Origin of the sequence: Bradyrhizobium sp. (genome assembly GCF_047605465.1) — a bacterium.
Classification (GTDB): Bacteria; Pseudomonadota; Alphaproteobacteria; order Rhizobiales; family Xanthobacteraceae; genus Bradyrhizobium.
Genome location: NZ_JASGFS010000002.1, coordinates 42812 through 62063 on the forward strand (window position 1 = coordinate 42812; position 19252 = coordinate 62063).

The 19252-nt window shown below is 65.2% G+C and carries 10 protein-coding genes; 5 read left to right on the forward strand and 5 right to left on the reverse strand.

Going from position 1 to position 19252, the window contains the following annotated elements:
- Positions 1–100: 100 nt before the first annotated feature.
- Positions 101–6496: an amino acid adenylation domain-containing protein gene (locus QM712_RS02210; RefSeq protein WP_415021394.1), complete on the reverse strand. Its 6396-nt coding sequence runs from the start codon at positions 6494–6496 to the stop codon at positions 101–103.
- A gap of 184 nt (positions 6497–6680) precedes the next feature.
- On the opposite strand from QM712_RS02210, the gene QM712_RS02215 reads away from it, so the two are divergent.
- From QM712_RS02215 to QM712_RS02225, 3 genes are all read left to right on the forward strand, one after another.
- Positions 6681–10145 (forward strand): ATP-binding protein, encoded by a 3465-nt coding sequence (locus QM712_RS02215; protein WP_415021395.1) that lies wholly within the window; start codon positions 6681–6683, stop codon positions 10143–10145.
- Positions 10142–10936, forward strand: a complete 795-nt coding sequence (locus QM712_RS02220) for a protein-L-isoaspartate O-methyltransferase family protein (protein ID WP_415021396.1) — start codon at positions 10142–10144, stop codon at positions 10934–10936. The genes QM712_RS02215 and QM712_RS02220 overlap by 4 nt, the downstream gene beginning before the upstream one ends.
- 94 nt (positions 10937–11030) lie before the next feature.
- Positions 11031–11978, forward strand: a complete 948-nt coding sequence (locus tag QM712_RS02225) for a DUF6492 family protein (protein WP_415021397.1) — start codon at positions 11031–11033, stop codon at positions 11976–11978.
- 6 nt (positions 11979–11984) lie between these two features.
- On the opposite strand, the gene QM712_RS02230 is transcribed toward QM712_RS02225, so the two are convergent.
- Complete coding sequence (locus QM712_RS02230; RefSeq protein ID WP_415021398.1) at positions 11985–13052, reverse strand: endo-1,4-beta-xylanase; 1068 nt, start codon at positions 13050–13052, stop codon at positions 11985–11987.
- Between the two features lie 96 nt (positions 13053–13148).
- Complete coding sequence (locus QM712_RS02235) at positions 13149–14249, reverse strand: glycosyltransferase family 1 protein (RefSeq protein WP_415021399.1); 1101 nt, start codon at positions 14247–14249, stop codon at positions 13149–13151.
- A gap of 260 nt (positions 14250–14509) precedes the next feature.
- Between QM712_RS02235 and QM712_RS02240 the strand changes: the two genes are divergently transcribed.
- Positions 14510–15946, forward strand: coding sequence for a lipopolysaccharide biosynthesis protein (locus QM712_RS02240; RefSeq protein WP_415021400.1), 1437 nt, complete (start codon positions 14510–14512; stop codon positions 15944–15946).
- Positions 15947–15958: 12 nt separating this feature from the next.
- Here QM712_RS02240 and QM712_RS02245 read toward each other — a convergent pair whose 3' ends face one another.
- Both QM712_RS02245 and QM712_RS02250 read right to left on the reverse strand, forming a co-directional pair.
- Entirely contained in the window at positions 15959–16693 is a 735-nt protein-coding gene (locus QM712_RS02245) for an SDR family NAD(P)-dependent oxidoreductase (protein ID WP_415021401.1), read from the reverse strand.
- Between the two features lie 10 nt (positions 16694–16703).
- Positions 16704–17741 (reverse strand): LacI family DNA-binding transcriptional regulator, encoded by a 1038-nt coding sequence (locus tag QM712_RS02250; protein ID WP_415021402.1) that lies wholly within the window; start codon positions 17739–17741, stop codon positions 16704–16706.
- A 195-nt stretch (positions 17742–17936) separates the two neighbouring features.
- On the opposite strand from QM712_RS02250, the gene QM712_RS02255 reads away from it, so the two are divergent.
- On the forward strand, positions 17937–19238 hold the full coding sequence (locus QM712_RS02255) for an extracellular solute-binding protein (protein ID WP_415021403.1): 1302 nt from the start codon (positions 17937–17939) through the stop codon (positions 19236–19238).
- Positions 19239–19252 lie beyond the last annotated feature (14 nt).

The following is a 19252-nucleotide window of genomic DNA, read 5'->3' on the forward strand; positions in this document are numbered from 1 at the left end:
AATAATGTTGCGCGGTACCGCCAAATAATCAAGATGCAACTTGATCACTCACACCCTTTGCGGGTGGACGGATTCCTTCTTCTCGGTGAGCATCGGACGGTCAGGCCGCTCTGCGGCCCGGAAGTCGGCCCAGCGGCATGTCGGGTTGAATCACTGCCGCCTCCAGCAGCACGACGAGATCGTCCATCCATTGACCGACTTGGCCGCTGTCGATCAAATCGCCTTTGTAGTTGCATGAGCCGGTGATGCCGGACGGACGTTCCTTGAGCATCACCGACAGCCAGGTCTGGTCGATCGGCAGCACGGGCTGTCCTTCGCGCGCGACATTCCCGATCGATCGCGCCGATATGTCCGGAAAGTCGAGCGGCTGGCGCAGCGGATTTTGCAGCGTGAAATAGACCTGCAACAGCGAGGCTGGATCGATTCCCTGCTGCTGCAGATGGTCGGCGAGAATGTTGAACGGCAACTCCTGCCGCGCATGCGCGTCGAGTACGCACTGCCGCACCCGCGCCAGAGCCTGTACAAAGGACAACTCCGGCGTGATCCGGGTGCGGACGATCACTGTGTTCTCGAAGGGGCCGATGATCCGATCTGTGTCCGGCTGGCTTCGGTTGGCCATGGCCGTGGCGATCGCGATATCGGTGCGCCCGGTTCGGGCCAGCAGCAGCGCTTTGAGGCCGGTGAGGAGGCACATGAACAGCGTGCTGTTGTGCTGGCGCGCGAAGGCAGCAAGCCGCGCGATCAGTTCACGCTTCAGGTCGACCGGATGATGACCGGTAGAGGCACCCGGACTTGCGTCACCGTCGAAGAGGCGTCCGGCGCCGCGCAAGTTCTCGGTCCAGTCGGCGGCTTGCCGGCGGGCGGCGTCAGTGCCGCACCACCAGCGTTGCCAGCGTGCGACATCCGTGAAGGCCAGCGGCAGTTTGGGCAGTGGTGCTGACGGTTTTCCAGCCAGCGCCGCGTAGCGGTTGGACAATTCCTCGAACAGCACGCCGATCGACCAGCCGTCGGCGATGGCATGATGCAGCGTCAGCAACAGCACATGGTCGTCGCCGTGAAGCCGCAGTAGCCGCGCCCGCAGCAGCGGGGCGCGCCGCGTGTCGATCGGGGTATAGGTCTCCTGCTTGATCAGAAGGTCGATCTTTCTCAGCTCGAGCGCTTTGCGCCGTTTGTTCTCGTGCGGACGCCCGTCGCCAATCGTCTCGACGGTCAGGACCGACCCGAGCGTGCCGGGTTTCGCAATGTGGCTGTCGGGTTGGTCGCGTTCCCAGCCAAAGGAGGTCCTCAAAGCTTCGTGCCGGCGCACGACGTCGTCGAACGCCCGTGCCAGAACGGCCGGATCGAGCGGGCCCTGGAGACGGAAGGCGAAGGGCAGGTTGAACAGGGGCAGGCCGGGCAGGTTCCGCTCGATCTGCATCATCTGCTCTTGCGCGATCGAGAGCGTTGGCATGACGCTATCGGACAGCCGGGGGAGGTTTCCAGGTGGCTTGCGTGGCTTCGTCGCCACGGCCTCGTCGACCCGGCGCGCGAGTTCTTCGATCGTCGGCGCCTCGAAGATGGTCTTGATCGGCAGCGACACGCCGAGTGCGCGGGCGACGCGTGCCATCGCCTGGCCTGCCAGCAGCGAGTGGCCGCCGAGATCGAAGAAATTGTCGGTGACGCCGAGGCGTTCGACGTTCAGGAGGTCCATCCAGATATCGGACAGCACCTTCTCAGTGAAGCGACGCGCCGGCACGGCCGCTTCGGATTCCGGTGTGTCCTGCTGCGCCGGTGTCAGCAGTGCCGACCGGTCGAGCTTGCCATGAGCGTTGAGCGGGACGTTCTCCAGGAACAGAAACGCGGATGGGATCGCGTGGGCCGGCAGCCTTCCTTTCAGGAAGTCGCGGAGCTCGCTGGCGCTGACCTGGTGATCCGCCTTGGCGACGATATGAGCGATCAGCCTGACATCGCCGCTGCCGTCGCGGCGTGGCTCGACGATACCGGCGCTGACGCTTGCGTAATCGGCGACCGCGGTTTCGATCTCCTTGAGCTCGACACGGTAGCCGCGGATCTTGACCTGATGATCGGCGCGGCCGAGGCATTCGATGGTCCGGTCGGCGCGGCGGCGGGCGAGATCGCCGGTCCGGTACAGCCGCGCACCTCCCCGGCGCGAGAATGGATCGGCGAGGAAGCGCAGCTTGCTCTGCGCGCGATCGTTGATGTAGCCGCGACCGACGCCCGCGCCGGCGATGCAGAGCTCGCCGATCACACCGACCGGCTGCGGCTCCAGGTTCGGATCCAGAACGTAGAGCCTTGTGTTCGGGAGCGGGGCGCCAACGGGGACATTTGTCGTCGTCGTCGATGGAACTCGGTCAAAGCGATGCAGGGAGACGTCGTCGGAGCACTCCGACGCGCCATAGGCGTTGATCAGCTGCACCTTCGCACAATGGGCGAACCAGGCGCGGCAGAGATCGACGGGCAGCGGCTCCCCCGTCGAGATCAGCAGCCGCAATTTCGCAAAGGCGCGCCGGATCGGCGCTTCGCCCATGCGTTCGAGGATCACGCGCAACAGCGACGGCACGATCTCGAGAACCGTGATGCCTTCGCGCTCGATCTCCCGTGCGAGCAGGATCGGATCCTGCACGATCGCGGTGCCGCAGACATGGACGCGCGCGCCGACCATGGGCCCGGCCAGGAACTGCCAGACCGAAATGACGAAACTCTGCGGCGCTGTCTGCGCGATCACGTCCCTGGCCGACAGTCGGAGTTCGGAAACGAGTGATGCCAGATGGTTCGACAATCCTCGCTGCTCGATCATCACGCCCTTCGGCGTTCCGGCGGAGCCGGACGTGTAGATGAGATAGGCGAGGCTTGAAGCGGTGCGGCGCACCGCGGGGAACGGCTTGGCCGATTCCTGTGCGATCGCGTCTTCGAGCTCGATCACCTGGATGCGCTCGACCAGTGGCGCGAGCAGAGCTTCGCGCATCGCAATGTGTGCGCGTGCGGTCAGCAGCAGGCGGGCGCAGCTCGATCCGAGAATGGTCGCGAGCCGGGCCGGAGGCTGGTCGGGATCGAGATTGAGGAAGGCGGCACCCACCCGCTGGACAGCGATCATCGCGACAAGCAGATCGGGTCCGCGATCGGCAAGCAACGCGACCACCGTCTCGGCGCCGACGCCCTCGCGCGCGAGCCATCGCCCGATCGCTTCGCTGCGGCGAGCTAGCTCGCGATAGCTCAGGGAAGACCGTCCATCGGACACCGCCACCGCGTTCGGTGTCTTCCTCGCCTGCAGCGCGAAACGTTCGTGCGGATTGCCGCGTGCGGTGAAATTGACCGGAGCGCCATGGCCTTGCGCTAGCAATTTCCGGCGTTCCGTCGCCGTCAGGAGCGGCAGGCGAGAAATGCGCTGCTCCGGATCACGGACAATGGCCTTTAACAGCGTCTGGAACTGAACTGCCATTTCGCTGATCGTCGCTGCGTCGAACAGATCGGTCGCGTATTCGAAGAAGCCGGTGAAGCGGCCGTCGGCCTCGACCAGCTCGAGCGTGATGTCGAAGCGGGCGACCTGCGGATCGACTTCGAGCCGCCGCGTCGACAGGCCGGAGAAGCGCGCAGCTTCGATCGATGCGTTCTGCAGGATGAACATGATGCGGAACAACGGATTGCCGTCGCTCCGGCGCGCGACCTGCAACGCGCGCAGCACCTCCTCGATCGGGAGATCCTGGTTGCGATAGGCATCGAGCGTGACCTGGCGCACCCGCCGCAACATCTCGCTGAAGCTCGGGTCGCCTCCAAAATCGTTGCGCAGAATCAGGGTATTGGCAAACAACCCGATCAGGCGCTCGCTTTCGATCTGGTTGCGGTTCGCGATCAACGAGCCGGTTGCGACGTCTTCATGACCAGTGTGACGGAACAGCAGGCATTGGAAGGCCGCTAACAGCGCCATGAAAGGCGTAACGCCCTGGTTCTGGGCCAGCGCTCTCAGATGGGCCGACAGCGCTTTCGAGAGCTCCAAATAGGAGCGAGCTCCGCGTCCGCTCCAGACCTCGGGTCTCGGCCGGTCGGTCCTTAGCGGCAGCGTGGTGACGCCGTCGAGTTGCGCCCGCCAGTAGTCGAGTTGCTCCTGCGCCGCCGGAGTGCCCGCCCAGCTCTGCTGCCACCGCGCAAAGTCGCGGTATTGAAAGGCAGGCGCGGCCGCGTGACTGTCCTTGCCCGCGGCGGAATAATGGGCGCCGAGCTCTTCCCAGAACAGCCGTTGTGACCAGCCGTCGGTGACAAGGTGGTGCAGGTTGACCACGAGGGCGTGGCTCGATCTGTCGAACGAGAGCAGGGTGATCCTCACGGGCGGCTCGCGCGCGAGATCGAACGGATATTGTGCGAGCTCGAGCGCTTTGCGCCGGATCACCGCGCCTCGTTTGCCCGGCGGACAAGGCCTGAGCTTGACACGCGCGAAGGGCGGAGCGGCAGGCAGCGCATGTTGTACCGGTTCGCCGTTGAGTTCGATGAAGACCGAGCGCAGTACGTCATGGCGCTCGCAGACCGCGACGAGAGCCGCCTGGAGTGCCGCAACGTCGACCGGGCCGCGAAGCATCGCGACTTCGACGACGTTGTAGTTGTAGCGGGTCGGATCGAGGCGTGAGAGCACGTACATGCGCTGCTGCTGGAACGACAGCGGCGCTTCCGTGTCGGTCGTCGTGGCATGCCGCCAAGGCGGGAGCGTCGTCTCGCGATGGGTTGCGGCGGTTTCGATCCGGGCGGCGAGAGCCGCGACCGTGGCGCAATCGAAAATGTCCTCGAACGAGAAATCGACGTTGAAGCGGTCGCGCAGGCGCGAGCGCATCTGCGTCACCGCGAGCGAATCCACCCCCAGCGCAAAGACGTCCTGGTCGGCGCCGATCCGCGGAAGCTCGAGCAGGTTGGCCCAGATCGCGGCGAGCTGGGTTTCCAGCGTGGAGCGCGGCAGCCGCGTCTCGTCATCGTCTTCGGCCGCCGCGATCAGCTCGGCCAGCGCATTGCGCTTGACTTTGCCGCTCGCGCCCTTGGGCAGTGACGTTACGCTGCGGATCAGGCTCGGCACCTTGTAGGCCGCGAGCCGTTTGCGCGCGAACTGGCGCAACTGGTCCGACGTCGCCTCCGAACCCGGCCGCAGCACCACCACGGCGGCGACGTTCTCGCCGAGCTTGGGGTGCGGGACGGCAAAGACTCCGGCCTCCAGCACCGCCGGATGGCTGAGCAGGACCTCTTCCACCTCCAGCGGAGAGATCTTCTGTCCGCCGCGATTGATCACGTCCTTGATGCGGCCGACGATGAACAGATAACCGTCGGCGTCGAGATGGCCGAGATCGCCGGTCCGGAACCAGCCGTTGCGGAACGCGGCCTGCGTTGCCGCCTCGTCGTTGTAGTAGCCGCGGCTCATGTTCGGTCCGCGCAGCATGATCTCGCCATGCTCGCCGCTGGTGAGCGCGCGGCCCGTCTCGTCCATGATGGCGATCTCGGGACCTGCGGCACGGCCGACCGAGCCGATCTTGCGCAGCTCGAACGGATTGGCCGCGATCTGCGAGGCCGCTTCCGTCATGCCGTAGGTTTCGAGCACGGGAACGCCGAACGTCGCCTCCAGACCTTGGAGGATCGCAGGCGCGAGCGAGGCTGAGGCGGAGCGGATCACGCGCAGCGACGAGGATCGGGCACGTTCCGGGTCGGCTTCCGCCGCGGTCAGCAGCGCGCGATGAATGGTCGGCACCGCCGTGTACCACGTCGGTTGCAGCTCGCGCATCCAGCCCAAGAAGGACAAGGCGTCGAAGCCGCCAGTGCAGATCACGCTCGAACCCGCCGCGAGCGCGGTCAGGAGACCTGAGATCAGGCCATGGGCGTGAAACAGCGGCAGCACGTTCAACAGCCGATCGTCGGGAGCGAGCGACAGGACGCGGCCGGCATTGAAGGCGGAGAGGCATACGTTGCGATGCGTCAACGGCACCATCTTCGGCCGCGCCGCCGTGCCTGATGTCAGGAGAATGAACGCATCGTCGTCGCCGCGCGCCGCGCCGCTCGCAGTCGCCGGACCAACCGTCGCGCCGGTGAATGCGCAGCCGCCGAGGTCCTGTTTCGGGCCGGGCACGAAATCGATCACTGCGATGCCAAGCGTCCGTGCGGCGTCGCGGCTCGGCGTGTTCGTGCCGGCCAGGGTGACGAGCGCCTCCAACTGCAGTTCGCTGAAATAGCGTTGCAGTTCATCCGCCGTCAGATCGGGATTGACGGGGACGCAGGCGCAGGCGGTTGCGACCGCGATCAGCGCCAATGCAGTGTCGGCGCCCCGCGGCAGCGCGACGGCAATCCGGTCGGCGGGGCCGATGCCCAGCTCGCGCAGTGCGCGAACCAGATGCTGCGCTCTCGCGGCGAGCTGGCCATAGGCGAGGGCGGGTCTGCCAGGGGCGAGGAGCGCGGGGGCCGCAGGCGTCTTGCGTGCGTAATAGTCAAGAAGGCCACCGATATGCGCAAAGGTATCCGTTTCGGCCGTCATATCGGCCGATCCCTCCGCCGTCCCGGATGCGATGCCCGACAATTCAATTCCTTTTTGACCCGATTGAGCTATTCTTCCAAGAACTTAGGGAACGCGTCCAGTCTGAGGTGAAGTTTGGGCCCCAAAATCTGTGGTTGAGGGGCCTTGAGCCCTTCGACGGAATGATGGTCGGGCGGAAATCACCATGCTGGAGAAAGAGCCGGGCACGGGGACGGAAGGCGGGCTGAAACGCTGGCTCGAAGGCATCGGTCTCGGTCAATACACCGATCTCTTCGCGCGGCACCGCCTCGATCTCGACGTCATGGGCGATCTGACCGAGTCCGATCTGGCCGAGCTCGGGTTGCCGCTTGGCGATCGCAAGCGGCTGCAGCGGGCGAAGACGGCGCTGTTCGAGACCCCGGAGAAGCCGCTCGCGACGGCGCGCTCTCAGGCATGGACGGAAGCCGGTGCCGAACGGCGCCAGCTCACGACGATGTTCTGCGACATGGTCGATTCCACCTCGCTGTCGGTCCAGTTCGATCCGGAAGACGTGCGCGACATGATCGCGAGCTTCCGGGAAACCTGCGTCCGCGTCGTCAAGCATTACGAGGGTTTTGCCGCCCGTTTCGTCGGCGACGGCATTCTGGTCTATTTCGGCTATCCGACCGCACATGAGGACGATGCCGAGCGCGCCGTGCGCGCCGGGCTCGAGATCGTGCGGGTGCTGTCGACCGCGCGCGCCATCGAGCCGCGGGGTGCACTGACCCATTCGCCCGCGGTCCGCATCGGCATTGCCACCGGTCTCGTCGTGGTCGGCGACCTCGTCGGCCAGGGCACCGAGGAACGCGACTCCGCGGTCGGAGAAACCGTCAACCTCGCCGCGCGCCTGCAGGGCCTGGCGCCGCCCAACGGCGTGGTGATCTCTTCCGCGACGCAGTCGCTGCTGAAGGGAAAATTCGACTACCGCAATCTCGGTGTCCATGCGCTGAAGGGCATCTCGGATAAGACGCAGGCCTGGCACGTGGTCCGCGCCTCGCGCGTCGAGACCCGCTTCGCCGCGGCCATGGGCACGCGGCTGACGCCCCTGGTCAATCGGGAGGAAGAGATTTCCCTCCTGATGGGGCGCTGGCAGCAGGCAAAGGAAGGCGACGGCCAGGTCGTGGTCAAGTTCGGCGAGCCCGGCATCGGCAAGTCGCGCATCATCCAGGAAATCTTCGAGCGGATCGCGGGGGAGCGGCACGGGCAGGCCTCGTTCCAGTGCTCGCCCTATTACACATCGACCGCATTCTATCCCTTCATCGAGCAGCTCAAATTCTCGCTGGGCCTCGACCGCGAGGATGCATCGGCGTTGTCGCTCGCGAGCCTGGAGACCGCGATTGCGGCGGCGCATGGCGATATCGAGCAGGTCACCCCGCTGTTCGCCGCGCTCCTGTCGATTCCGACGGGCGATCGCTATCCGCTGCTCGATCTGTCGCCGCAGCAGCAGAAGGATGCAACCGTCTCGGCGCTGGTCAGTCACTTCCTCGGTCTCGCGCGCGAGATGCCGTTCGTGATCGCGTTCGAGGACCTGCACTGGATCGATCCGACCTCGCGCGAGGTCATCGATCTCCTCGTCGACAGGGTGCAGAACCGGCCGATCCTCGTCATCGTTACCGCGCGCTCCGAATTTCAGCCGAGCTGGAATGCGCATTCGCACATCACGACCGTAGTGCTGAGCCGCCTGAGCCGGCAGTTGCGCACGACGATGGTCGAGCGGGTGGCGGGCCGAGAGCTTCCGAAGGAGGTCGTCGAGGAGATCATCGTCAAGACCGACGGCGTGCCGCTGTTCCTGGAGGAGTTGACCAAGACCGTTCTCGAATCCAACCTGCTGACCGAACGCCATGGACGCTACGTTCTGTCGGGCCCGTGGCGGCAGCTGGCGATCCCCGCCACCTTGACGGATTCGCTGATGGCGCGCCTGGACCGGATGGGGCCGTTCAAGCGGATCGCACAGATCGGAGGGACCATCGGCCGCGAATTCTCGTACGAGACGCTCCACGCCGTCGCCAATACGCCGGCCGAACAGATCGAGGCGGCGCTCAATCATCTGGAGGAGGCGGGCCTGATCCTTCGCCGCGGCCATCCCCCCGATGCGCTCTATTCGTTCAAGCATGTGATGATCCAGAACGCCGCGCATGCGAGCCTGTTGCACAGCGAGCGGCGCAAGCTGCATTCGCGGATCGCCCAGGTACTTGCAGAGATGTATCCGGAGAAGACCGAGCGTGAACCGGAGCTGCTCGCACACCATCTGACCGAGTCCGGCCAGAGCGAGGGCGCCGCGAGCTTCTGGCTCAAGGCGGGCAAGCAGGCCGCCAAGAGCGGAGCCAATCTGGAAGCGATCGGTCATCTGCGCCGGGGTCTCGGCGTGGTGCAGGCCAATCCGCGCATGCAGGGCGCCGACGAGATGGAGCTCGAGCTGCGTATTGCACTCGGCAACGCGCTGATCGCCGCCAAGGGCTACGCGGTGCAGGAGGTCGAGGAGAATTACATCCGCGCGCTCGAACTCGGGCACCAGCTCGACGACGAGGAGAAGACCTTTGCGGCCACGCGCGGGCTGTGGGTGTGCCATTTCATCCGCGCCGATCTCACTCGCGCGCACGATCTCAGCGTCGAGCTCTTGAAGTTCGCCAAGCGCGAACGCCTGAACGAGCGGACGCATCCGGCGCAGCAGACCGGCTATCTGATCGAAGCCCATCGCTCGATCGCGATGACCATGCTTTATCGCGGCCGCTTCGCCGCCTCGCAGCATCATCTGCACCGCTGTATCAATCTCTACAGCCCCGATCTGCACGGCGATCTGATGGAGCGGCACGGGACCGATCCCGGCGTGGTCTCGCTGTCCTATCTCGGTTATCTCCTGTGGTTCCTCGGCCGCCCCGACGCGGCGCGCCAGCACAGCGAGCAGGCGATCGCGAACGCCGAGAAGATCCGCCACCCCTTCACGCTCGCCTTCGCGCTGGTGTTCGGCGCCTATCTCTGCCAGCACCTCCGCGACGTCGAAGGGACGCGCGACCACGCCAACCGCGCCATGATCATCGCCACGGAGCACAACTTCCTGCACTGGAAGCAGCAGGCGGCTATCCTGCGCGGCTGGGCGCTGGCGCAGCTCGGCGAAGCCGACGAAGGCCTGAGTCAGATGCGCTTCGGCCTCGACGAGTATGAGGCGATGGATTCCTGGCTCGCCGGTTGCTGGTTCAGGTGCCTGCTTGCGGAAGCCTACGCCAAGGTCGGCTTGCGCGATGCCGCCCTTCGGGCACTCGACGGAGCCCTCGCAACCGCCAGGCGGACCGGAGACCACTCCTATCTCGCCGAAGTGTTCCGCCTGCAGGGCGAGATCACGCTGTCGGACGGCAACCCAGCATCGGTCCAGGAGGCGGAAGACCTGTTCGGCCAGGCGCTGGAGACGGCGCGCAAGCAGGGCGCGCTGTCCTGGGAGCTTCGGACCGCCGTCAGCCTGGCGCGGCTGTCGTACGACGCCGGCAAGCGCGAGCACGCCAGCCTCCTGCTGGTGCCAATCGTGGGCAGGTTCAGCGAAGGCTTCCTCACGCCGGACCTGAAGCAGGCGATGCAGCTGGTCAACGAGCTGGGCGGGGATGCGCCGCTACGTCAAGCGGCCGATCCGGTGAGATGAGCGATCTCGCCGCCGCGCGTGCGCGTTATGCGGAGCTGATCAAAAGGCGCGAGCGAATCTCGTCACCGCGCCTCGTTGCCGCGCTCGCTGCGGTTCCGCGTGAGGATTTTCTGGCGAAAGGTCCCTGGCGCATCAAGAGCGAGGCCGGACGCAGCTATCGGCTGACGCCTGATGCGGATTCAGTTCATCTCTATGACAACGTGCTGGTCGCGATCGACGCCCGGCGCAAGCTCGACACCGGACTTCCGAGCCTGTGGGCGCATCTCATCGACGTGGTCGGCGTCAGGGAGCGGGACCGTGTGGTCCAGATCGGCTGCGGGCTCGGATATTTTTCGGCGGTGCTCTCGCAGATCGTCGGCCCGAAGGGCCGCGTCCTCGCGATCGAATGCGACGCGCGGCTGGCGCGACGGGCGATGGAATATCTCGAGCCCTATCGCAATGTCGAAGTCATCCATGGCGACGGATGCCGGGACGTCGGCGGGCCGGCCGATGTGATCATGGTGCATGCCGGCTTCGCGCATCCGCATCCGCTGTGGCTGCGGTCGCTCCGGCCGCGCGGCCGGCTGCTGGTTCCGCTGACGCAGCGCGACCGCGAGGGTGCCGTCATCAGGATCGTCCGCAAGGGCGCGCGTTTCGAAGCCGAGGCGGTCCAGCAGATCCGGATCTTTCCGGGCCAGGGCCGTGGCATGACCGCACTCGACGATCGCGTCGCGGATTGGTGGGAACGCGCCTCGTCGCTGGCGCCGCTGCGCTTCCGCGGCCTCGCGCGGGGATTGCCGTCGGACGCATGATTGGTTGTTTCGCTTTACCTTGATTCGGAAAGTGAGTTCCCAGCTTCGCCTCGCACGGGTATGGGTGAACCTTGATGGCCATTTGAGCGCGCCTATGCATTCCGTTGCACTGCTGACCGCCAGCTATGCCAAGGATATCGAACGCTTCTCGCTGCTGAGCGAGAGCATCGACACCTGGTTGACGGGATATACGCGGCATTATGTCCTCGTTAACGATGAGGACGTGCCGCTGTTCGAACGGTTCCGGTCCGACAAACGCGTCATCGTTCCCGCCTCTCAATATCTGCCCAAATGGCTGTGGGCGCTGCCGCCGGCGCTTCAGTTCGGCAACCGGCGCGTCTGGCTGTCCCTCCTCTCGTCGCCCGTCCATGGCTGGCACATCCAGCAGATCCTGAAGATCGCCGGCGTGCTCAACGCGCCCGAGCAGCGCGTCTGCATCCTGGACTCGGACAATCTGTTCTTCCGCGAGTTCGACGTCGGGCAGTATGCCGGCGGCGACAAGGCGCCGCTCTTCGTCACGCGGCAGGCCATCAGCGCCGATGCTCCGCTGCACGGATTGTGGCTGCGCACCATCGATCAGCTCCTCGGCGTGAAGGACCGGTCCTTTCCCGCGGACGATTATGTCGGCAACGCGCTGGTCTGGGACAAGGACGCGGTGCGCGCGATGACCGATGCGATCAAGTCGGCGACGGGCGTGAACTGGGTTCTGGCGCTGTGCCGGAAGAAGAAGTTCTCCGAATATTTGCTCTACGGCAATTTCGTCGCCAATTCGCCGAAACATCTGGCGGCGCACGAGGTGACCGAGGACAGCATCGCCGTTTCGCACTGGGACGACACCCGGCTCGATCGCCAGGCGATCGAAGCGATGATGCGCGCGGCGTCTCCCCAACAGGTCGCGCTCTGCATCCAGTCCTATTCGTCGACCTCGATCGACGACATCCGCGACGTGTTCCGCCTGCGCTCACACGAGCGTCGCGCGCCGAGCCTGTCTCCCGAGCAAATCGGAGATGCGTCGGAGTTCGAGGCGCCGAAGACGCGCTGATCGCGCCTAGACGTCCTTCGTGAATTTGCCGATCACGTCCATGAAGGGCTTTGGCTTGAATTCGCCATCCAGCGGCAACGGGCGGTTGGGCTGCTTGTCCTTGCGGGTGAAGGTGCCGTTGATCCAGCTATAGCGGTCCGAGATTCCCCAGGTCAGGATCGAACGCACGGGGCCGCTGGCCGAGACCGCCGTCAGCAGATCATCGACGCGCTTGGCGACGATGGCGTCGCGCTCGGCCGGATTGCCGGTCAGTTTCTGGTCGTCGACATCGAGCTCCGTGATCAGAACGTCGAGCCCCCACGAGCGGAGTTCGGTGACGAATTCCGCGAGCCCGTGGGTGTCGATCTCGAGTTCGGCGTGCAGATGTGATTGCAGTCCCACGGCGTGAAGCGGAACGCCCTGGTCGAGCAGATCCATGATGAGATTGCGATAAGCCGCGCGCTTGGCGATGAAGCTGTCCTTCGCGGACTCGATGTCATATTCGTTGATGGCGAGCTTCACGAACGGGTCCGCCGCGGCCGCGGTCCGGAAGGCCAGCGGAATCCAGCGGTCGCCCAGATTTTGCGACCAGAACGAATCCCGCCTGTCCGTCGGCTTCTTCGGATTGTCGGGGATCGGTTCGTTGACGACATCCCACGACGTCAGCTTGTCCTTGTAGTAGGAGACGACGGTTCCGATGTGATCGACGAAGGCGCGCTCGACGCCCTTGGCGTCCTTGATCTGCTTGGTCCAGTCCGGGATGTCGTGATACCAGGCGAGCGCGTGGCCGCGCATCGTCAGGTCGTTCTGCCGCGCGAAATCGAGGATCGCATCGGCGCGTTCGAACGCGAACGTGTGCGCGTCCGGCCGCAGCATCGGCCATTTCAGCTCCAGCACCGGCACGACCTGGGTGCAATATGTGCTGATGGCTTCGCCGAGCCTCGGATCGGCCTGCAGGTCCCACAGCGTGGCCGCGGCACCGTAACCCGGACGGCGCTGGGCGAGCCTGGACGCAGGGAGAGCGGGGGCAGAAGCGCCCGCCGCGATCGATGCGGCGCTACCGAGAAGAAATTCGCGTCTGTCGAGCTTGATCACGTGGCGGCATTCCTTTCGGAACCAACGCGCCATCGTACCAAGCGCAGCCGCGCGACGCCGGGGTTTCCGGCGGTTGGGTTAAGATTTGCCGGAAGGCTATCGCAGCGGGTGCACCTGGTGCTGCATCGCCGCTTCAGCGAGCCCGTAATAGTGGAGCGCGCCCTTTTCGAGGGTCAGATTGTCCATCACGTATTCGCGAGGCGCGAAGTCACCGGCGCAGGTGCGCGACCAGAACGTGTCCCAACCGGATGCGAAGCCGTCGGCGTCCTTGAACGTCATGCCGCAGCGTGCGTCGAAATAGGGCACCGAGGACACGCCGCCCTCATATCTGACCTTGTGCGGGAAATAGGCGGGGTCCTGCCACGGGCCGCCGCGATCCCAGGCGAACACGGGCACGCCGCTCGATAGCGCCTGCTGGCAGGCAATGCCCTGGCTCTCATGCTCGCACAGGAAGACCATGCTGCGGCAGCGGGCCAGCGCGGCCTTGTAATCGTCTTCCTTGTAGTGGCCGTAGCGGATCACCTCGACCGTGCGGCCGCTGGCCTCGAGGTGCCTGCGGACCGGTTCGATCAACTCCGCCTCGTAGCGGTCATGCTCCCAGCGGACCTTGTCGTAGAGCAGTACATCGACGCTCTTCCGGCTCGCCGGGGTGGGCATCCACACATCGGTTTCGATCCCCACCGGCCAGACCCCGACGTGCGGCCATTCCGTCCGGCACATGTCGGCATACCAGGCGCAGGGCACCAGAATGCCCTTCACGTGCAGGTCCTTCAGTCGCTCGCCTGCCTGCACCGGATGGTCGTACATGGCAACGCCAAGCAGGAGCGGGTTCTCCCATTTGAACCAGTCGAGCACGAAGGGCCGACCGATGATGCAGGCCAGTTCCTCAGGATGCTTGCGGATGTAGCGGTAGTCGTTGACCCGGTAGGGGATGCCGAGCCTGTCGAGGCCGGCGCAGAGATTGAGGAACACGCGGCGCTGGCCGCTGGTCCATGACTTGCCGAGCAGCGCACGCCGCAGCAGCGGCCTGATGTGGCGATCACCGGGAAACCAGCGGTCGTCCCGCTCTTCGAAGAACAGGTTGAGGACCATCCGCTCGCCGCCCTTCGTTCCGGGCGCCGCCGGAACCAGGGAGGCGTCGGCTCCGCCATCAGGAAGAGAGGCCGGGCTCACCCGCCTAAGATCTGCAACGTCCATCTGAGTTACGTCCGCGCATTGGGGGAGTCGGGCGACGTCCTGGAAACATGGTTTCTTTTCGGTGATTGCGCCGCCCCGTTCAAGGCAAGGGCAAATTTAACGCTAACGCGCGAAATGCCTGTCTCCGCCCCATTCGTGGTCCGATTTGCAGACTTATGTGACGATCTTGGAGGATGCTGCGGCGCCGTCCGATCGCCACGCCAAGGTCCAACTGATTAACGACCGTTAATTCGCCAGGCCGCCACGGGTCCCGTGCTCGCATGCTGAATCGCCATTTCTCGATCTATCTCGTGGCCTACATCCTGCCGGCGGCGGTGGGCTTCTTCGCGGTCACGGCCTACACGCGGCTGCTGACCCCTGCCGAATATGGCGTCTATGTCGTCGGCATCAGCGTTGCCGGGATTCTGGGCGCGATCTTCTTCGCCTGGATCAAGCTGTCGGTGTCGCGCTATCAGGCGATGTCGGCAGAGGTGGATTTTCGTGGCACGGCGATCGTTGCGTTCATCCTGACCGTCGCGGCCCTCTGTGCCGCGACCCCGCTGGTGTTCCTGTTCCGCAGCGACGTCAGCGTCGAACTGCTGCTCGTCAGCATGTTCGTCGCGATCATGGCGAATGCTGTCGATGTCGGCCAGGAGTTCGAGCGCGCGAAATTGCGCCCCTACCGGTTCGCGGCGATCTCGATCGTCCGCAGCGTGTCGAGCGTCGGGTTCGGCCTGCTCGGGATCTGGCTCGGCTGGGGCGGCATCGGGCTGCTCGCGGCGTTCGGCCTGGGATCGCTGACCGGCATCATCCTCAATCTCGCGGGTGACCGCACCAGGATCTCGCGCTTTCAGCGCGACCAGTTCATGCAATTGGCGCGCTACGGCCTGCCGCTGACGCTCGCAGGGCTCTCGGTGGCGTTGTACTCGACCTGCGACCGGCTGATCGTCGCCTGGCTGCTCGGCAAGGATGCTGCCGGCATTTTCGGCGTCGCCGCCGATCTGCCGCGCCAGTTCATGGTCATGATCGCCTCGAGCGTCGCTGCGGCGACCGTGCCGCTCGTGTTCCGCTCCCTGTCGGAAAAGAACAACGACACGACGCGGGAGCGCCTGACCGAAAGCCTTGAGCTCCTGCTCGTCGTCGTCGCCCCCGTTGCGATCTGGCTGGCGCTTGCTGCCGATCAGGTCGCGGGCACGCTGGTCGGCGTCGACTTCCGCGCCGGGGTCTCGGCGCTGCTGCCGACGCTGGTGCTCGCCCGCTTCTTCGGCATCGCCAATCAATTCTATGTGCAGATCAGCTTCCAGCTCGCCGAGCGGCCCTTCATGCTGGCGGCGCAGTCCTTCGTCACGCTGATCCTCAGCGTGGCGCTGATGTTTGCGCTGGTGTCCGGCTACGGCCTCTACGGCGCGGCGCTGGCGACGTTCGCGACCGAGGCGATCGGCTTCGTCGTGGCGGTTGTGCTGATGCACCGTGCACATCCCGTGCCGTTCGATTTCAACCGCCTCGCGGGCGTCGCCATCTCGGCCGCGGCGATGGCGGCCGCGATCCTCGTTGCGCGGTCCGCGGTCAGCGGCACCGGTCTCGTCCCGCTCGTCATCGTCAGCCTCGCGGGCGGCATGGCCTATGCGGTGGCGGCGTGGCTACTGAATGTCGCCAACATTCGGGTGCTGTCGTTGCGCGTCCTGCAGCGCTTCAACCGCAGCGCGCTGGGCGTGTAGCTCCGCGCGGCGCTATCCCGCCAGAAATCCACCATCCACTGCGACCACAGTTCCGGTCGCATATTGCGAGGCCGGCATGCAGAGAAATGCGACGGCGCCCGCGATGTCCTCCGGCTGCCCCCAGCGTTTGAACGCGGTGCGGTCGGCGACGCGCTGGTAGTGCGCCCGGTCGGTTCGGCCGGCCGCGTTGATCGCGGTTTCGATGTAGCCTGGCGCGACTGCGTTCACGCGGATGCCATCCTCCGCCCATTTCAGCGCGAGCGCCTTGGTCAGCATCACGACTCCGCCCTTGCTGGCGCAATAGGCCGGAATCCGCGGCAGTGCCAGCGTGGCATTCATCGAGGCGATGTTGACGATCGATCCCTTCGCTTCCGCGAGCAGCGGGCGGAAGGCCATGCAGGTGCGGAACGTGCCGGTGAGATTGACGTCGATGACCTTCATGAAGGTCTCGATCTCGAATTCCTTGTCGCGCGCCAGGATGCCGGCACAATTGACCAGCGCGTCGACACGCTGATGCTGCCGGGCGAACGAGGTGACTGCCGCGTCATCGGTGACGTCGAGCGCGGCGAGCGTGAGGCCGGCGCGCGGCTTGAGCAGGGTACGGGCCAGATCGGCCTCGTTGGCGCCGGTTGCGGTCACGGTTGCGCCGAGATCGCAGAACTGATTGCTGATCGCAGCGCCGATGTCACCGGCGCCCCCGATCACGACGGCATGGAAACCGGGGGCGAGAGAAAAGCTGGAGCTCATGGGAAGGGTCTCACTTCAGGGGTATTGGAGGGGCCGTCGATTCGCGGACGACCAGCGAAAAGTCGATCTCGCGATGCATGATGGTCTGTTCGCCGGCGAGGCTTCGTACCAGATATTCGCCGGCGCGCTGCCAGGTCTCTCCGGTCGGAACGTGGATCGTGGTGAGGCTCGGCCGCAAATGGCGGCTCCAGTCGAGGTCGTCGAAGCCGACCACGGACAGGTCGCGCGGCACTGAAAAGCCGCTGCGTTCGGCCTCGAGCAGCACGCCATAGGCGATGACGTCGTTGCCGCAGACCACAGCCGTCGGGCGGTCCTTCAGGCTCAACAGGTAACGGGCGGCCTCGCGCGCATCATCGAGCGTGTAGGGCACCTCGACATGCCATTGCGGAGGAAACTCAAGGCCGTTCTCGGAAAGCGCGCGACGAAAGCCGGCGACGCGCGCGCCGGCGCGATCGTTGTTGCGTTGAAGTGCGGAGACGATCCCGATGCGGCGGTGGCCGAGCTCGATGACGTGGGCGGCGGCGCGGTGCGCGGCAGCTTCATTGTCCGTTCCGACGCAGGGGTATGGCCGGTCCGGCTGGTAGATGCCGACATTGATGAAGGGGACCGCATTGTCCGCGAGCAATTTGCGCAATCCCTCGTGATGGCAATCGCCGCGAAGCACGAGGCCGTCGACGCCACGGCTGATCAAATTGCGCGCCTGCTGCAGCTCGACGTCCAGATCATAGCCGCTCGTCGTGAGGAACAGCATGTATCCGACCGACGAGAGATATTGCTGGAGCGAGGCGATGCCGCGCGCGAACATCGTGTTGTCGATCGTCGGCACGATGGCGCCGAGTGTCCGCGAACGCCGCGAGGACAGGATGCGTGCCGGCGCGTGCGGGATGTAGCCGAGCGCCTCGATGGCCTGTTCGATACGTGCGCGCAGCGACGGGCTGACCGCATCGGGATTGTTGAGAGCGCGCGAGACCGACGCGGTCGAGACGCCCGCGCGGGCCGCGACGGCGCGGATGCCCTGCTTGACCGACTTGGCGTTCGTCAACCTCATCAATGTAACGTTACATCTTGCGGCGCGGTCCGCTTGAGAGCGGGAATGTCACGAATCTGCCGTAGATTGCTCAGTTTGTCCATCGCTTGACACGGCCGAAGCCGGGCTTAGGATGTAACCGTTTTCAAACGTGCAAAGCACGTCGTGTTCAAAATGGCCCGCCAGCTCAAGGCGGCCAGCCGGGAGGAGAGTTCGATGAAGGCCAGGATGCTTGCAGCGCGTGTCGCGTTGCCGGTTCTCGCAATTGCCGCCGTCAGTGCGCAGGCGCACGCGGCCGACTTCGACTGGAAGAAGTTCCAAGGCAAGACCGTCACCTTTCTCGCCAACAACAACCCGGTGTCGCAGGCGCTGCTGACTTACAAGGCCGATTTCGAGAAGCTGACCGGCATGACCCTGAAGGTCGATGGCTATCAGGAACAGCAGATGCGTCAGCGGCTGGTCACGGTCATGAACGCGAACAGCGACGAGGTCGACGTGTTCATGACGCTGCCCTCGCGCGAGGGCGAACAGTTCGCCGCTGCCGGCTGGTATGCCGATCTCACGGCGATGGCCAAGAACGAAGTCGCCAAGGAATATGATCCGGCCGGCCTGAGCCAGGCGCTGCTCAAGGCTGCGAGCTTCGGCGGCAAGCTGACCAGCATGCCGATGAACATCGAAGGCCCGATCTTCTATTACCGCACCGACATCTTCAAGAAGTGCGGCATCGAGGCGCCGAAGACCATCAAGGACGTCGAGGCTGCCGCCGAGAAGATCAAGACCTGCGACAGTGCGGTGACGCCATTCGTGTCGCGCGGCCTCAAGCCCGCGATCGCCTACACCTTCAGCAACATGCTGCACAATGTCGGCGGCAGCTATATCGCCAGCGGCAAGTCGAACCTCTGCTCGGCCAAGGGCAAGGAAGCGCTCGACACCTACAGCCGGCTGCTGCGCGATTTCGGACCGCCCGGCGTCGTCAACTACAGCTTCCAGCAGATTTCGGCGCTCTACCGCAGTGGCCGCGCCGCGATGGCGTTCGAATCCTCCAACGAATTGCGGACCGTCATGGAGGGTGGCGCGCGCCTGAAGGACACCGGCCTGCTGCCGTTCCCGGCGGGCGAGGCAGGGCAGGTGCCGACCACGATCGGCTGGGGCATGGCCGTGTCCTCGCACAGCAAGCAGCCGGATGCGGCCTGGTACTTCGTGCAGTGGGCAACCAGCCCTGAGGTCCAGAAGAAGATGGCGCTCCAGGGCATCGCGCCGCCGCGGCCGTCCGTCGCCAAGGATCCCGAATATCGCAAGTGGATCGACGAAGAGCCGGTGCGCAAGGAATGGCAGGCCGCGCTCGACGTGCTCGCGACGAAGGGGTCCTCCGAGGTCGGCTATCCCATCATCGCCAATCCGGAATCCCGCGAGTTTATCGGCCAGGCGGTGCAGGATCTGATCCTGAAGCAGAAGAGCGTCGACCAGGCCTGTGCCGATGCCGACAAGGCGCTCGACGCGCTGATCGCGCAGAAATAACGGCCCGTTGCCGG

What these genes read in the sequence shown, in the direction of transcription:
- QM712_RS02215 (WP_415021395.1), top strand. Translation starts at nt 6,681, where the DNA reads ATGCTGGAGAAAGAGCCGGGCACGGGGACGGAAGGCGGGCTGAAACGC.
- QM712_RS02220 (WP_415021396.1), top strand. Translation starts at nt 10,142, where the DNA reads ATGAGCGATCTCGCCGCCGCGCGTGCGCGTTATGCGGAGCTGATCAAA.
- QM712_RS02235 (WP_415021399.1), bottom strand. Translation starts at nt 14,249, where the DNA reads ATGGACGTTGCAGATCTTAGGCGGGTGAGCCCGGCCTCTCTTCCTGAT.
- QM712_RS02210 (WP_415021394.1), bottom strand. Translation starts at nt 6,496, where the DNA reads ATGACGGCCGAAACGGATACCTTTGCGCATATCGGTGGCCTTCTTGAC.
- QM712_RS02245 (WP_415021401.1), bottom strand. Translation starts at nt 16,693, where the DNA reads ATGAGCTCCAGCTTTTCTCTCGCCCCCGGTTTCCATGCCGTCGTGATC.
- QM712_RS02255 (WP_415021403.1), top strand. Translation starts at nt 17,937, where the DNA reads ATGAAGGCCAGGATGCTTGCAGCGCGTGTCGCGTTGCCGGTTCTCGCA.
- QM712_RS02250 (WP_415021402.1), bottom strand. Translation starts at nt 17,741, where the DNA reads ATGAGGTTGACGAACGCCAAGTCGGTCAAGCAGGGCATCCGCGCCGTC.
- QM712_RS02240 (WP_415021400.1), top strand. Translation starts at nt 14,510, where the DNA reads ATGCTGAATCGCCATTTCTCGATCTATCTCGTGGCCTACATCCTGCCG.
- QM712_RS02225 (WP_415021397.1), top strand. Translation starts at nt 11,031, where the DNA reads ATGCATTCCGTTGCACTGCTGACCGCCAGCTATGCCAAGGATATCGAA.